This is a genomic window from Streptomyces sp. NPDC006691 (genome assembly GCF_042869955.1).
GTDB lineage: Bacteria > Actinomycetota > Actinomycetes > Streptomycetales > Streptomycetaceae > Streptomyces.
In genome coordinates this window covers 176,723-191,640 of the sequence record NZ_JBIAGW010000015.1, presented here as the reverse complement: position 1 = coordinate 191,640, position 14,918 = coordinate 176,723, and the positions used below count along the sequence as shown (strand labels likewise).

General features: G+C 71.2%; 15 protein-coding genes and 1 pseudogene. 1 reads left to right on the top strand and 15 read right to left on the bottom strand.

Annotated features, from left to right (window positions below):
- The 6 genes and pseudogenes from ACFYNP_RS28455 to ACFYNP_RS28430 all read right to left on the bottom strand — a co-directional run.
- Positions 1-890, bottom strand: a pseudogene (locus ACFYNP_RS28455) (transketolase); the annotation flags it as partial.
- Positions 891-944: 54 nt separating this feature from the next.
- On the bottom strand, positions 945-1,862 hold the full coding sequence (gene metF / locus ACFYNP_RS28450) for a methylenetetrahydrofolate reductase [NAD(P)H] (RefSeq protein WP_388789302.1): 918 nt from the start codon (positions 1,860-1,862) through the stop codon (positions 945-947).
- The gene (locus tag ACFYNP_RS28445) at positions 1,859-2,845 is read right to left on the bottom strand and encodes a carbohydrate kinase family protein (RefSeq protein WP_388416525.1); all 987 of its coding nucleotides are present in this window, start codon (positions 2,843-2,845) and stop codon (positions 1,859-1,861) included. Before ACFYNP_RS28445 ends, metF begins: the two co-directional genes overlap by 4 nt.
- Before the next feature lies 1 nt (position 2,846).
- On the bottom strand, positions 2,847-4,070 hold the full coding sequence (gene metK / locus ACFYNP_RS28440; RefSeq protein WP_388789299.1) for a methionine adenosyltransferase: 1,224 nt from the start codon (positions 4,068-4,070) through the stop codon (positions 2,847-2,849).
- 288 nt (positions 4,071-4,358) lie between these two features.
- A complete protein-coding gene (locus tag ACFYNP_RS28435; RefSeq protein WP_388416531.1) occupies positions 4,359-5,405 on the bottom strand; it encodes an IS701 family transposase in 1,047 nt (348 codons plus the stop codon).
- A gap of 236 nt (positions 5,406-5,641) precedes the next feature.
- On the bottom strand, positions 5,642-6,778 hold the full coding sequence (locus ACFYNP_RS28430; RefSeq protein WP_388416534.1) for an MFS transporter: 1,137 nt from the start codon (positions 6,776-6,778) through the stop codon (positions 5,642-5,644).
- A 4-nt stretch (positions 6,779-6,782) separates the two neighbouring features.
- On the opposite strand from ACFYNP_RS28430, the gene ACFYNP_RS28425 reads away from it, so the two are divergent.
- On the top strand, positions 6,783-6,926 hold the full coding sequence (locus ACFYNP_RS28425) for a hypothetical protein (RefSeq protein ID WP_388789296.1): 144 nt from the start codon (positions 6,783-6,785) through the stop codon (positions 6,924-6,926).
- Positions 6,927-7,002: 76 nt separating this feature from the next.
- Here ACFYNP_RS28425 and ACFYNP_RS28420 read toward each other — a convergent pair whose 3' ends face one another.
- The 9 genes from ACFYNP_RS28420 to ACFYNP_RS28380 form a co-directional block, all read right to left on the bottom strand.
- Positions 7,003-7,803, bottom strand: coding sequence for a class I SAM-dependent methyltransferase (locus ACFYNP_RS28420; protein WP_388416541.1), 801 nt, complete (start codon positions 7,801-7,803; stop codon positions 7,003-7,005).
- 71 nt (positions 7,804-7,874) lie between these two features.
- Positions 7,875-8,240 carry a YybH family protein gene (locus ACFYNP_RS28415; RefSeq protein ID WP_388416544.1) on the bottom strand — a complete coding sequence of 122 codons (366 nt, stop codon included), beginning with the start codon at positions 8,238-8,240 and terminating at the stop codon, positions 7,875-7,877.
- Positions 8,241-8,297: 57 nt separating this feature from the next.
- On the bottom strand, positions 8,298-8,678 hold the full coding sequence (locus ACFYNP_RS28410; RefSeq protein ID WP_388416547.1) for a nuclear transport factor 2 family protein: 381 nt from the start codon (positions 8,676-8,678) through the stop codon (positions 8,298-8,300).
- 170 nt (positions 8,679-8,848) lie between these two features.
- Positions 8,849-9,484, bottom strand: a complete 636-nt coding sequence (phzG, locus tag ACFYNP_RS28405) for a phenazine biosynthesis FMN-dependent oxidase PhzG (RefSeq protein ID WP_388416549.1) — start codon at positions 9,482-9,484, stop codon at positions 8,849-8,851.
- A 77-nt stretch (positions 9,485-9,561) separates the two neighbouring features.
- Entirely contained in the window at positions 9,562-10,398 is an 837-nt protein-coding gene (locus ACFYNP_RS28400; RefSeq protein ID WP_388789293.1) for a PhzF family phenazine biosynthesis protein, read from the bottom strand.
- 91 nt (positions 10,399-10,489) lie between these two features.
- Positions 10,490-12,418, bottom strand: a complete 1,929-nt coding sequence (locus ACFYNP_RS28395; RefSeq protein WP_388789290.1) for an anthranilate synthase family protein — start codon at positions 12,416-12,418, stop codon at positions 10,490-10,492.
- The gene (locus tag ACFYNP_RS28390; protein ID WP_388416558.1) at positions 12,415-13,038 is read right to left on the bottom strand and encodes an isochorismatase family protein; all 624 of its coding nucleotides are present in this window, start codon (positions 13,036-13,038) and stop codon (positions 12,415-12,417) included. Before ACFYNP_RS28390 ends, ACFYNP_RS28395 begins: the two co-directional genes overlap by 4 nt.
- Positions 13,039-13,122: 84 nt before the next feature.
- Entirely contained in the window at positions 13,123-14,295 is a 1,173-nt protein-coding gene (locus ACFYNP_RS28385; protein WP_388416561.1) for a 3-deoxy-7-phosphoheptulonate synthase, read from the bottom strand.
- Positions 14,296-14,342: 47 nt separating this feature from the next.
- Complete coding sequence (locus tag ACFYNP_RS28380; protein WP_388789288.1) at positions 14,343-14,831, bottom strand: PhzA/PhzB family protein; 489 nt, start codon at positions 14,829-14,831, stop codon at positions 14,343-14,345.
- Positions 14,832-14,918 lie beyond the last annotated feature (87 nt).

Sequence of the window (14,918 nt, the reverse complement as noted above, 5' to 3'; positions counted from 1 at the left end):
CCGAGCGCCGAGCCGTGCGCGGCCTCGGTGTTCTGCGCGTTGGGGGCGGGCCAGGCGATGATCGAGCGCATCGCGATGAAGGAGGGCTTGTCGGTCACCGCCTTCGCGGCCTGGACGGCCTGGTACAGGCCGGCCGGGTCGAGGTCGCCGTCCGCCTTGGGGGCCACGCGCTGGACGTGCCAGCCGTAGGCCTCGTACCGCTTGAGGGTGTCCTCGGAGACCGCGGTCTCGGTGTCGCCCTCGATCGAGATGTGGTTGTCGTCCCACAACAGGACCAGGTTGCCGAGCCTCTGGTGACCGGCCAGCGAGGACGCCTCCGCGGAGATGCCCTCCTGGAGGCAGCCGTCCCCGGCGATCGCGAACACGAAGTGGTCGAACGGGGAGGTGCCGGGAGCCGCCTCCGGGTCGAACAGGCCGCGCTCGTAACGGGCGGCCATCGCCATGCCCACCGCGTTGGCCACGCCCTGGCCCAGCGGGCCGGTCGTCGTCTCCACACCCGTGGTGTGGCCGTACTCCGGGTGGCCGGGGGTCTTGGAGCCCCAGGTACGGAACGCCTTGAGGTCATCCAGCTCCAGGCCGAACCCGGCCAGGTACAGCTGGATGTAGAGGGTCAGTGACGAGTGGCCCGCGGACAGGACGAAACGATCGCGTCCGACCCAGCCGGCGTCCGCCGGGTCGTGCCGCATCACCTTCTGGAAGAGGGTGTACGCGGCCGGAGACAGGCTCATCGCCGTACCGGGATGGCCGTTGCCGACCTTCTGCACGGCATCCGCGGCCAATACACGGCCGGTGTCAACCGCCCGCTGGTCCAGCTCGGTCCACTCGAATCCCAGCGGGAGGAGCGGAGGCAGGTGGTCGATACAAGCGTGGGAAAGGGACGTGGTGGTCATAGGTCAGTCGTCTCCATGGCGGGAGCCGCGCGGGTGTCCGCCACGGCCCCCGTTTCACCGGTCGGCGGGGTGGGCGGGCAGGCGCAGTCGGCGGTGGATGTCGAGGGCGGCGCTGGAGTGGTTCAGGGTGATGTAGTGCAGCCCGGGCGCGCCCTCGTCGACGAGACGCTGGGCGAGTTCGACCGCGTGGTCGACGCCGATGCGGTGGGACTCCTCGGGCGAGTGCCGCGCGGCGTGCAGCCGGCCGGCGAGGCCCGTCGGGAAGGTGGCGTCGCTCAGTTCGGCGAAGCGGCTGATCTGGTCGTACCGGGTGGCGGGCATGATCTCCGGGACGACCGGGGTGTCGCAGCCCGCGGCGGCCAGCCTGTCGCGCAGCCGGAGGTAGTCCTCGGCGTGGAAGAACATCTGGGTGATGGCGTAGTCCGCGCCCGCCCGGCACTTGGCGACGAAGTGGCGGATGTCGCTGTCCCAGTCGGGCGAGCGGGGGTGCCGCTCGGGGAACGCGGCGACCCCGATGCTGAAGTCGCCCAGCTCGCGCACGAGGCGGACCAGGTCCACAGCGTGGTTCAGGCCGTCGGGATGCGGTGTCCACGGACCCCGGGGGTCTCCCGGCGGGTCGCCGCGCAGCACCAGTACGTCCCGGATGCCGGCGTCGGCGTAACGCCCGATGATCTGCCGCAGTTCGGCCACCGAGTGGCCGACCGCGGTGAGGTGGGCGACGGGGCGCAGCGTGGTCTGCTCCGCGATGCGCTGGGTGAGGTCGGTGGTCCGTTCCCGCGAGGAGCCGCCCGCGCCGTAGGTCACGGAGACGAAGGCCGGGTCGACCGCCTCGATCCTGCGCAGGGCCTGCCACAGCGCGCCCTCGCCCTGGCCGGTCCGGGGCGGGAAGAACTCGAAGGAGTACGAGCGACGTCCCGCCGCGATCAGTTCGGCCGGTCCGGGGCGGGCGGCGGGCAGCGTGAGCACGCTCATCGGAGGGGCGTCCCTTCCGCGGGCCGGCCCGCCGGGTCCAGGCCCGTCGCGTACACGGCACGGCGCAGTGCCCGTACGTGCTCGGGCTCGGGCGTGTAGGTCTGCGTGCCCACGGCCGAGAGGGCCAGCGAGGCCATCACCGATCCCGTCTGCGCGCAGTGCACGGCATCGTGGCCCGCCGCGAGGGAGGCCAGATAGCCCGCGCGGAAGGCGTCGCCGACACCGGTGGGGTCCGCGATGGTCTCCGTGGGAACGGCCGGCACGTCCACCGCCGGTTCGCCGGCACGCTCGATGCGGCTGCCCTTCTCGGCCAGCGTGGTGATCCAGGTACCGACGCGCCCCAGCACCTCGGCGTGCTTCCAGCCGGTCTTGCGCAGCAGCAGCTCGTGCTCGTACTCATTGGTGAACAACAGCGTCGCGCCGTCGGCCAGTTCGCGGATCTCGGCGCCTTCGAGGCGGGCCAGCTGCTGGGCCGGATCGGCGGCGTACGGGATGCCGAGGGAGCGGCAGGCGCGGGTGTGCCGGAGCATCGCCGCGGGAGCGTCCGCGCCGATCAAAACGAGGTCGGCGCCACCGCGGGCATCCAGGACCCCGGCGATGTCGATGTCGGGCGCCTCGGCCATCGCGCCCGCGTAGAAGGACGCGAGCTGGTTGCCGTCGGGGTCGGTGGTGCACAGGAAGCGGGCCGTGTGCCGCGTGCCGGAGACCCGGACCGCGGAGGTGTCCACGCCGAGCCCGGCGAGCCGGCGCCCGTACTCGTGGAAGTCCGCGCCGACCGCCGCGACGAGCAGCGGACGGTGGCCGAGACGGGCCAGGCCGTAGGCGATGTTGGCGGCGACGCCCCCGTCCCTGATGTCCAGGGTGTCGACGAGGAACGACAGGGAGATCCGGTCCAGTTTGTCGGCCAGCAGCTGCTCGCTGATGCGGCCGGGAAACGTCATGAGGTGGTCGGTGGCGACCGATCCGGTGACGGCGATCCGCACGTCAGGCCTCCGCGATGGTGCGCAGCGCGGCGGCGCGGTCCGTGCGCTCCCAGGTGAAGTCGGGGAGCTCGCGGCCGAAGTGGCCGTACGCCGCGGTCTGGGCGTAGATCGGGCGGAGCAGGTCGAGGTCGCGGATGATCGCGGCCGGGCGCAGGTCGAAGACCTGCGTGATCGCGGTCTCGATCTTCTCGTTGTCGACCGTGTTGGTGCCGAACGTCTCGACGAACAGACCCACCGGCTCGGCCTTGCCGATCGCGTACGCGACCTGGACCTCGCAGCGCGCCGCGAGACCGGCGGCCACCACGTTCTTGGCGACCCAGCGCATCGCGTACGCCGCCGAACGGTCCACCTTCGACGGGTCCTTGCCCGAGAACGCGCCACCGCCGTGACGGGCCATGCCGCCGTAGGTGTCGATGATGATCTTGCGGCCGGTGAGACCCGCGTCGCCCATCGGACCGCCGATCTCGAAACGGCCGGTCGGGTTCACCAGCAGGCGGTAGCCGTCGGTGTCCAGCTTGATGCCGTCCTGCTCCAGCGCGGCCAGTACGTGCTCGATCACGTACCGGCGGATGTCGGGGGCCAGCAGCGACTCCAGGTCGATGCCGCTCGCGTGCTGCGAGGAGACCACCACCGTGTCCAGCCGGACCGGGGTGTCACCGTCGTACTCGACGGTGACCTGGGTCTTGCCGTCCGGGCGCAGGTACGGGACCGTCCCGTCCTTGCGGACCTCGGTCAGGCGGCGCGAGAGGCGGTGCGCGATGTGGATCGGCAGCGGCATCAGCTCGGGCGTCTCGTCGCAGGCATAGCCGAACATCAGGCCCTGGTCGCCCGCGCCCTGCCTGTCCAGCTCGTCGCCCTCCTCGTCCGCGGCGGCCCCCTCGACCCGCTTCTCGTACGCGGTGTCGACACCCTGGGCGATGTCCGGGGACTGGGCACCGATGGACACCGAGACGCCGCAGGAGGCGCCGTCGAAGCCCTTCTTCGACGAGTCGTAGCCGATGTCCAGGATCTTGTCGCGCACGAGCTGCGCGATCGGCGCGTACGCCTTGGTGGTGACCTCTCCGGCCACGTGCACCTGGCCCGTGGTGATGAGGGTCTCCACGGCGACGCGGGAGGCCGGGTCCTCGCGCAGCAGCGCGTCGAGGATCGTGTCACTGATCTGGTCAGCGATCTTGTCGGGGTGACCCTCGGTCACGGACTCCGAGGTGAAGAGACGACGGGACATGACACTCCTGGGGCTGGCGATGACAAAGGGGAGTCGTACGGCGTCCGCACACTGGGCGGCCGTTCGAAGGTGCGCGGGAAGGGACACGCGGGCCCGGGTGCGGGGCACGGACGGGGTTCCGCCGGCCGCCCGCACTCGACGTACCCGACGCTAACCACACCCGATCGGCAACACCAGGAAAGTGCGCGGACTCTGTCATAAGCGAGGTCATGAGCGAGGTCGGGCGACTTCATCGGCGCGGACCTGAGCGCGGACCTGAGCGAGGACCTCGGCGGGATCGGGGCAAGTTCAGGGGCGAGGAGGACCGGCTGTCGCCTCCCAGGCGGCATGGGCCACGGAGACGAGCGTCATGTGACGGTTCCAGCCGTCGAAGGTCCGCCCCGTGAAGTCCCGTGCGCCGAGCGGGTCGGTGACGCGCGCGAAGGACTCGTCCACCGCGCGTGCGGACGCCGTGAGGGCCGCCAGGGCCGCGGGGTCGATGTCCGCCAGGTCGGTGAGCCAGACCTCGTCGGACGAGGGCCCCGCGCCCCGCGGCGGGCGCACCCGGACGACGGTGGTCCCGGCGGCCGACGGGTCGGCGCCCTCGCCGCGGTGCTTGAGCTCCAGAACGCCGGGAGCGAGCGGGTCGGTGCGGTCGACCTGTACGAGGAACCGCAGCCGGGCGGCGCGCAGCATCCGTACCGCCGCGGCCACATCGATGCCGTGCAGGGCCAACACCACTGGTTTGTCCGGCAGTTGACTGCGGTGCCCGCCCACCAGATCCAGGCAGGCCCCGATCGCGCACTCCGTCGGGGTCTCGGGCCCGCTGCTCTCGGGGATGGACGTGCGAGCCCGGCGGACCGGGTCGTCGGTCCAGGAACGGGGAAGCAGCAGACGCCAGTTGACGGGATGGCACCGCGTACCGGACACCGCCCACAGGCCGATGCCGTACTGCACGTTCACGTGGTGACCGAGGCCGGGCACATGGCGGCGGTGGACGCCCACGATGTTGTCGCCCTCCTTCGGCGCGATCACCGGTCGGAGCACCCACGCGTCCGGCGGCACCGAGGCGGTCACGTGGGCGGCCAGGGCGCGCCGGACCGGCAGCCAGTCCCAGGTGGAGCAGCTGACGAAATGGTGCAGGCGCTGTTCCAGCGTGGGGCCGCCGCCGAGCCGGGCCGCCATGTTCCGGAAGGACCGGCGGCCCGGAGTGGCCAGCAGGCCCTCGACGTACTGGGTGAACCGCTCGCGCTGGTCGCTGCGCGTCAGCGAGGCGACCAGCGGAGCGCACAAGGACGGCAGCGTGTCGACGGCCGGCAGGTATCCGCTTGCTCCGCGCAGTGCGGCACTACTCACGAACTCCCCCTGGTGCAACGGATGATGAACGTTTCCTGGCCGGTGGTGCGCCGCCCCACCGGCGCGCACTCCCGACGCCCCCGCATGCCTGCCCGACATCCCACAAACCCGTGACCGTGTGCGCGTCCTCCGGTCGGAGTGAGCGTCCACGGCCACGGGCAGTGGCCTGCGGGAACCCTGGTGACGTCCGGCCGTCGCGAGCGGGGGTGGTCGCGCGGCCGGGCCGGGGCCCCGGGTCAGGCGGCCGCGGGCTCCGCCTTCTTCGTCCGGAAGGTTCCGGACGCCGTGAAGACGAGCGCGGCGATCACGAGGGCCGCCACGGTGAATCCGGAGACCCCGTAGAAGCCGTCGAACTTGGAGAGCAGGATGCCGCCCGCGAAGCCGCCGATCGTGGTGCCGACGTACAGCGCCGTCGTGGCGAGCGAGGAGACCGTGCCGCGTGCGGCGGTGGTCTGGGAGAGCAGCATCGCCATGAAGATGGGGTAGTTGAGGCCGAGCACCGCCGAGCCGAGGGCCAGGAGGGTGATCGCGGTGGCCAGGTTCGGGGCGAAGGGCACCGCGCCGTAGATGACGATCAGCGCCACGAACGCCCAGGCGAGCGTGCGCTGTTCACCCAGCCGCTTGATGACGTGGCTGCCGAAGATCGAGGTGGTCGCCATGCCCACGCCCAGCGCCATCATCGCGGCGCCGATCGCGCTGACGCCGAGACCGAAGTCCTTGGAGAGCCAGGACCCGATGAACGAGATGGTCTCGAACACACCGGTCTGGTAGGCGAGATAGCCCACCAGGTACCAGGTGAACGTGCGGGAGCGGAACAGTCCCGCGTACACCGAGAAGAAGCCGCCACTGGCCGACGGGGAGGCGGGCACCGAGGGGAAGACCCGGAACAGCAGGAACCACACGACGGCGGAGAGCCCGGCGACCGCGAAGAACGGCACGTGCCAGGAGCTGGCCGCCAGCCAGCCGCCGATCGGAACGCCGACCACCTGCGAGATGGACATGCCGGCGCCCGCCAGGCCCATGGTCTTCACGATGGCGTCGCCCGGCACCAGGACCGGGATGGACGCCCACAGCTGCGGGGTGACCAGGGCGGCCGACATGCCGGCGAGCACCCGGAAGACGATCATGCCCCAGAAGCCGGGCGCCACTCCGCACAGAGCGGTCGCGATCGTGAATCCGGCAAAGCCGAGGAGGAGGACGCTACGCCGGTTCCTGCCGTCCGAGAGAGGACCGGCCACCAGCGCGAACAGGGCGAAGCCGAGAGCGTACGCGCTGACCATCCACCCCGACATGCTCGTGGAGACATCGAAACTGCGGGAAAGGGTGGGCAGCATCGGGGCAACGAGGAAGGTGTCGGTCCCGATCACGAACATGGTCGTGAACGAAAGCCAGGCAATGGCCGTTGCCGATACCTTCTTCGCCGCGGGGGACGCGGAGACCGCCGTACTGGTGTGTGAGGGTGATTGTGTCGAGGTCATGAAAGGAACACCGCCGTCGAAGGGCTGGATGGGGGGAAATTGATCGGCGTCAGCCGCGCCGAATCGCCGGCGGGCCGCGGAGTACGTGCGAAAGGCTCGGCCCGAACGGGACCGGCGGATCAAGCGGGCTTTCGGCCCCACGCGGAATAGACGAAGGTCGAGAGGTCGGGAGCCGGACCGCTCTCCACGAGGAGTTGGGCCGCCTCGACCTGTTCGGCGGTCACCCGCCCCGCCTCGACCAGCCGCGGGCCGCTCTGCACCAGCCGGATGCTCAGGAGCTGGTCCTGCACCTCGTCGACGCCGATGCCGCCGGGGGTGGCGGTCAGGCCCACCGAGTCGCAGCCGGCCGCCTCCAGGGTCGCCGGGATGCGCCGTGCCCAGGCCAGGTCTATGCCCTGGTCCCGCAGCGCCGCCAGATAGGCGCCGTGCACCTGCTGCCACACCGGGTACGGGGAGTGTTCCGCCGGCAGGAAGTGGACGTCCTCGATGACCAGCCAGCCGCCCGGAGCGAGCCACTTCATCGCGCGCTCGACGATCTCCTCGCGCCGCGGCAGGTGCATGAACAGCGCGCGGGCGTGGATCAGGTCGAAGGAGCCGTCCGGAAAGTCCTCGACCGTGATGTCCGAGGCGCGCACCGTCAGGTGGGGCGCGCGGTCGCCATCGATGAACCGGGGGTCGATGTCCACGGCGAGCACCGAGCCGTCGGGCACCCGGCCGGCGAGGAGGTAGGCGATGGAACCCGCTCCGGCGCCCAGTTCCAGGCACCGCCAGTCCCGCCGCATCGGCAGCCGGTCGAGGACCCGCACCGTGCCGGGGTCGTAGGTCTTCTCCAGCAGCTGGAGGCGTTCCAATTCGGTGGGCAGGTCCTTGCTGAGCAGTCCTGTCGTGTAGGCATCGGCAGGCACAGCGTGGGCACTCATCGCACGGGTTCCTTCCAAGGGGGTCGGGGTGCCAGCCGGCGCTGGTGGGGATCGGGGGCCGGCCGGCCGGATCAGGTGGGCTCGCCGAAATAGCCGGAGGAGTGCAGGACGCGCAGCCAGCTGCCGTCGGGCTGACGCCGGGCCACCTGGTAGCGGCCCCGGCTGTTGTCCTGGGGGACGCTCGACGTCAGGGCGATGTCGCCGAGACGGAGCGTGGGCAGCGACTCCTCCATCGGGAAGTAGGAGAACTTCGCCAGCATCCCCTCGAACGCCTTCTGGATCGCGGCGCGGCCGACGTGGTCGTGGCCGATGGGGAACGCCATGACCGCGTCCGGCTCGTAGAGGGCCGCCATGCCCTCCGCGTCACCCAGGTTGGCCAGTTCCACCCACAGCCGCGCCAGGTCCTCCGGCTCCTTGGCCTTCTCGCGATCGGTCATCGGGATCGGTTCCTCTCTGCTGTCCGTCGTCTGCTGCTTGTCGCCGTTCGGGGTGGGTCAGCCGGAGACCAGGGCGCGCGGGTCGTACACCGCCCGAATCCTGTTGATCTTTCCGTCCTCGACATGAATCCAGTTCGCCACCGGAGTGGGCGGCGCGATCGTGGTGTGCAGGGTGAACCAGGTCACGACGTCCGCACCCGAGACGAAGACCCGCTCCACCGCAAGGTCCGTCGTCACCGGCGCCATTCGCTCCAGGGATTCCCGGCACGCGTCCGGATTGTCGAGGCGGGCCAGCGGTCCGACATATTCGAATGCGTCCGCAAGCAGCGACCTCAGGGTGTCGAATTCCTTGCCGCGCCAGGCCGCGATATAGGCGGCCGCAATCTCCTTGGATTCCCCCGCAGTTGCTTCCGCGGTTTCCTCAGGCTTTTCGCTCACAGGTTGAATTCTGCGCGGGTGGCCGACGGCTGGCGACGGCCCGCACGGCACTATGTCAAGTCGTCGGCGGGGCAGGCGGCGGGCCCGTCGGCGTTCCGCAACGCAAAGTGCCGCGCCCGCTGAGCAGCGGACACGGCACGCCGCGCGAGGCGGCACACGAGGGGGGCGGCCTACGGCTGGAGGCGTCGGGTCAGCCATCCGTCGCCGTCCCGGTCGTAGCGCAGGCGCTGGTGCACCCGGTTCTCGCCGTTCGCCCAGAACTCCACGCTGTCGAACCGGAGCAGGTAGGCGACGTAGCTGTCCGGACGCGGCAGCGGACCCAGGCCGGCGAGCCGGTCGATCTCCGTCCGGAAGGCGGCCATGTCCAGCAGTTCCTCGCTCTGCCGGGAGGTCACCGAGGCGGGGTGGGTGAACAGCGGGCGCTCCAGCCACTTGGCGTCGGCCACGTCGGGGCCGAGCAGCTCCACCCGTCCGCTCACGCTGATCTGCTGACTGGTCTCGCGCCAGTACAGGACGCCCGACGCCCAGGGGTTCTCGGTGATCTCGCGGCCCTTCTGGCTGCCGAGATGCGTGGCGAAGACGATGCCGTCGTCCGTGATCTCGTTGACCGCCACGATGCGGGTCGACGGGCGGCCCTGTTTGTCGGCGGTGGCGAGGGCCAGCGCCTTCGGCTCCCGCACGCCGATGCGCGCGGCGTCGTCCCACCAGCGGCGCACGATCCCCGCCGGACCCGGCGGCGGTGCGTCGTACTCGGGGAAGGTGATCTCGATGCTCGCGGTGAGCGTTTCCGACCTGCCTGAGCTCATTGCTGCCTCCTCATTGCTTGTACGTTGTCGTGCGCCCCGGGCCTGCGCCCCGGGGCGAGAGGGCTCGGCCGCGCCGGTCAGACCAGGGCCGTGCCGTGGGCGAACACGGCGCCGCTGCCGCCGACTTCGACGGAGGTGAAGCGGCCGCCGGTGCCCTCGGCGCGCGCCAGCATCAGCGAGGGGCGGCCGAGTTCGACGCCCTGGAGGATCTCGATGGGCTGCCCGTGCTCGATGAGCCCGTGGCGGCCCAGGTGCAGGGCGAGCGGCCCGGCGGCCGATCCGGTGGCCGCGTCCTCGACCACTCCGTACGCGGGCGAGAACATCCGGCTGCGCCAGTGGGTGCCCTGGCCCGCGAAGCAGTTGGCGGCCATGTCGGGGAACGCGGCCAGTGCCCGGTGGTCGGGGTGCAGCCGCGACAGGGCCTCGACGCTGTCGAGCCCGACGAAGACGTGCCGGGGACCGTTGCGGTAGATCTCGACCGGGAGGGTCGACTCACGCACGCCGAGGGCCGCCAGGAGTTCGTCGGCCCGGTCGAACAACTCCCAGGTGGGAATGGGCTGTTGCATCCGCGCACCCGTCACTTCACCGGCCCGGCGGTCCAGTTCGAAGGGTATGGCCCCCATCTGGGTCTCCAGGAGCAGCTTGTCGCGGTCGCTCCCGGCACCCAGCGCGATGGCCGTGCCGAGCATCGGGTGCCCCGCGAAGGGCAGTTCGTTGACCGGGGTGAAGATGCGGATCCGCGCGTCCCCGTCCCCCCGCGGCCGCAGCACGAAGGTGGTCTCGGACAGGTTCATCTCGCGGGCGATGCGCTGCATGCGCTCGCCGGGGATGTCGTCGGCGTCGAAGAAGACGGCGACCGGGTTACCGCGCAGGGGTTCCTCGGCGAAGGCGTCCACGACGGCGTACTGGTGCATGGATGGTGTCTCCAACTGGGCAGAGGGCGAATGGCTTTCGAGGGGCCGGGCCGCGCACGGGGCGGCCCGGCCGCTCCCGGCGGCCCCGGGCTCACGCGATGACGCGCTGATCCACCAAACCGGGCGCATCGGGCAGCGCCAGGACGTCCCGCACCGCGCGGGCCACGATCCGCGGGCCGTCCTGGGTGAGCACGGACTCGGCGTGGAACTGCATGGAGGCGAAGTGCGGCCCCCGCAGCGCGTGGACCTCTCCGGTCGCCGCGTCCCGGCTCACGTCGATCGTGCCGACTCCGTCGACCTCGACGCGGTCCGTGTCGCTCACCGCCGCGAACGTGTTGTAGAAGCCCACCCGTTCACGGCGCCCGAACAGGTCGATCTCCTTCTGTACGCCCTGGTTGGGGACGTTCCTGCGGCGCAGCTGGAAGCCGAGCCGGAGGCTCAGCGCCTGGTGGCTGAGGCAGACGGCGAGGAACGGGCGCCGGTCGTGCAGCAGGGTGTCGACGGCGGTGCGCAGCCGTTCCATCTTCGGGTGGCCCGAGGCGCTCGGGTCACCGGGCCCCGGCCCCATCACCACGAGATCGTACCCGTCGAAGGAGTACGCCTCGTCGAAGCGCCGCACGGTCACCGCGAGGCCGACCGAGCGGAGCTGCCCGGCGATCATGGCGGTGAAGGTGTCCTCGGCGTCGATCACGAGGACCTCGCGGCCCACGAGGTCCGGTTCCGGCCGCAGCCGCCGGCCCACGTCGCTCAGCCAGAATCCGGCGATGGAGGCGTTCCTGCCGCCCAGGGCGGCACGGACCGTGGGGTGCTCCGCGAAGCGGGTCACGACGGGGGTTTCGAGGGCGGCGATCAGACCCGCCGCCTTGGCGCGGGTCTCGGCGGCCTCCGCCGCCGGGTCGGAGTGGCGCACCAGCGTGGCACCGACCCCGATCCGCAGCCGGCCCTCGGCGGAGATGTCCGCGGTGCGGATCAGGATCGCCGAGTCCAGTGAGCGCGCGCCCCGCTCGTCGCGGCTGATCAGGGCGGCGACCCCGCTGTAGTAGCCGCGCCCCCGCGGCTCGTACCGGGCGATGACCCGACAGGCGCTCTCCAGCGGGCTGCCGGTGACGGTCGGGGCGAACAGCGTCTCGCGCAGGACGTCGCGCACATCCCGGTCGGTGTGCCCCTCGATGAAGTACTCGGTGTGCGCGACGCTGCCCATTTCCTTGAGGTACGGCCCGACGACCCGGCCGCCCTCGGGGCAGATCTGGGCCATCATCTTCAGTTCCTCGTCGACGACCATGTACAGCTCGTCGGTCTCCTTGCGGTCGGCGAGGAAGGCCATGAGGCCGGGCAGTTCGGGGCCCGACGGCGGGTAGCGGTAGGTGCCGCTGATCGGGTTCATGACGGCGACACCGTCCCGCAGACTGACGTGCCGCTCGGGCGAGGCGCCGACGAAGGTGCGCTCGCCGGTGTGGACGACGAACGTCCAGTAGGCGCCGCTCTCCCGGTCGAGCAGCCGCCGGAAGATCGCCAGGGCGCGGTGCGGCCCGAAGTCGCCGATGTCCGCGACGAACGACCGCTTGATGACGAAGTTGGCGCCCTCGCCCTCGCCGATGGCCTCGGCGAGGACCTGGCGCACGGTGTCGGCGTACTCCTCGTCGTCCACGTCGAAGTGGGCGTCGCGCAGTTCGGTCGGCAGGTCCGGAATGCGTGCGGCCGCGTCCTCGACGCGCACCGTCTGCTGTGCGGTGACGGTCAGCGCGATCAGCGGGGCGCCGTCGTCGGGGGCGACGAATCCGCGCTCGGTGACCTGGCGGTACGGGATGACGGTGAGCACCTCGTGCCGCGGGCCGGCGCCGGCGTGCGGCGCCGGATCCGCGTGCTCGGGCAGCGGGATGTCCGCCAGGGACGCCGGCTGCGACACCTCGCCGATCAGGACGTCCAGGTGTCCCGGTCCGGTCGCCTCGGGGCGGTGCAGCACGGCGAACGGGCCCGGCTCCGCGCTCAGGATCCGGCCGAGCAGGTCCTCCTCGCTCACGCCGCGACCTCCTTCGCGGTGAGGACCGCCGCGCAGCGCTCGGCGGCGTAGCGGAGCGCCAGGTGGTGGTACTCGGCGGAGAAGTCGGCGACGGCATCGGCCACCAGGAACGGCTGGATGTCGTGGGTGAACGCCTCGGCCGCCGACATCAGCACCCCGACGTGCGCGTAGACACCGCACACGATCAGCTGGTCGCGCCCCGAGGCGCGCATCCGGTCGAGCAGGTCGGAGCGGAAGAAGGCGCTGTAGCGCCACTTGGTGAGCCGCCAGTCCCCGGGTCCGGGAGCCAGTTCGTCGACGACCTCGCGGTCGGCGGGGTCCGCGCGCATGCCCGGTCCCCAGAAGTCCTTGAGCAGACCGCGCTGTTCGTCGTCCATGCCGCCGGGCTGGGTGGTGTAGGCGACCGGGACGCCGTGCGCGGCGCTCCACCGTCTCAACAGCGCGGCGTTGGCCACGAGTTCGGAGCGCGTGGGGTCGGGGAACGGCTTGAGGAAGTACCGCTGCATGTCGTGGACCAGGAGGACCGCGCGGTCCGGATCGATGGTCCAGTGGACGGTGTTGGCGGGCAGCTCGCCCGGGGTCGGCAGTGCGTAGGATTCGATGGGCGGTATGCCGGGCATGGCCCTGACCTCAGCTTTCCGTGTCGGGAAGGGGGCAGCCTGTTGCGCTCCGGAAGGGGGCGGCCGGTCTCGATGGCGGCGGGGTCAGCCGTTCCAGGCCGAGACCACCTCGACGGCCTGCCGCGGGTTCAGCCGCGGGTCGCAGCGGCTGGTGTACTTGTCGCCGACGCGGGCCAGGGCTTCCTGGTCGGTGGCGCACTCGGTGACGTCGTCCGGCGTGGTCTCCAGGTGCAGCCCGCCCGCGACTCCTCCGCCGTCGCGCACGGCCTGCTGGAACCCCCGCACCTCGCGCACGACCGTCGCCACCATGCGGGTCTTGTGACCGCCGGGGGCCGAGACGGTGTTGCCGTGCATGGGATCGGTCAGCCAGATCACCGGGTGGCCCGCCGAGCGGACCGCCTCGACCAGCGGGGTCAGCCGCTCGCCGACGAGGTCCGCGCCCATCCGGGCGATCAGCGTGAGGCGGCCGGGGTCCCGGGAGGGGTCGAGCCGCTCGCACAGGGCGAGGAGTTCCTCACGCGTCATGTCGGGGCCGACCTTGCTCGCCACGGGGTTGAGCACCTGGGCGAGCAGGGCCACGTGGGCGCCCTCCACCTGGCGGGTCCGGTCGCCGATCCACGGCAGGTGCGTGGAACCGAGGTAGCTCGCCCCGTGCTCGTCGCGGCGCAGCATCGGCACCTCGTAGTCCATCAGCAGGGCCTCGTGGCTGGTCCACACCGGCGCCTCGATGCCCTGGCCGGCCGCGCGGCCCTTCCAGCCCAGGTTCTCCACGATGTCGTTGGCCGCCATGTAGCCGGCCAGGATGCGCAGCGGGTCGGGTCGCCTCGACTCCGCGTCCGGCTCGGGCCCGTTCACCATGTCGCCCCGGTAGGAGGGGAGTTCGACCCCGTCGATCAGCTCGGTGGGCTTGGACCGCGGCTTGGCGAACTGACCCGCGATGCGGCCGACGCGGATCACGGGCTGGTGCGTCGCCATCCGCAGGACGCCCGCGAGCATGTCGAGGAGCGCGGCCTTGCGGGCCACGTAGCCGGGCGTGTGCTCGTTGACGTCCTCGGCACAGTCCCCGGCCTGCACCATCATGGCCCGGCCGGTGGCGACGAGGGCGAGCAGCGAACGCAGCGTGCGGATGTCCTCGGCCCGGGCGAGCGGGGGCCTGGCCTCCAGGGTCCATCTGACCCGCTGGAGCTGAAGCGGGTCGGCCCAGTCGGGCTGCTGCAACGCAGCGCTTGAGCCGGTGACGTGCAGAAGGTTCTCCATGCTGTTCTCCAAGGGGAGGAACCGGTTCTCCGAAAGGGGAGGAACCGTCAGGTGGGTATGCCTTCGCGCTTGATCTCGGGCACCGGAATGCCCAGCGCGCGCAGCTGCTCGAAGGGGTTCATGAACTCGCGGTTCTGCTTGATCTTCCCGTTCTCCAGCGTGAACGAGTGCAGGAAGTGGTTCTCGTAGTAACCATCGGGATAACCCGGGAAGCGAATCTGTCCATGCCCGTCGCATTCGACCCAGAAGTGGTTCGGGTCGTCCGTCTCGAAGACCCGGATGTTGTACCACTCCCAGTCCGGGAAGCACTTCAGCGACCAGACGGCGTGCTCGGCGAGGCGGTCCCGTCCGTTGATGACGATCGGAGATCCGGTGTCGGTGGTCCACAGGCCACCGCTGCCGTCCTCGGTGAACAGCTCGTGTCGCCGCAGGCGCGCTTCGCCCGTGGTGTGCATGTACTGCTCCACGACCGCCCGGTGCTTGCGGCGCAGGTCGCCCGCTTCGGCGAATCCCTGGGGAGCTGTGGTTTCGGACACGGTAATCCCTTCGCAGTGCATGGTTGATACGCCGCCGGCGGAACGGCGGCAGGACGCATCGGATGGCGTGAGGTCCGCGCATCGGCG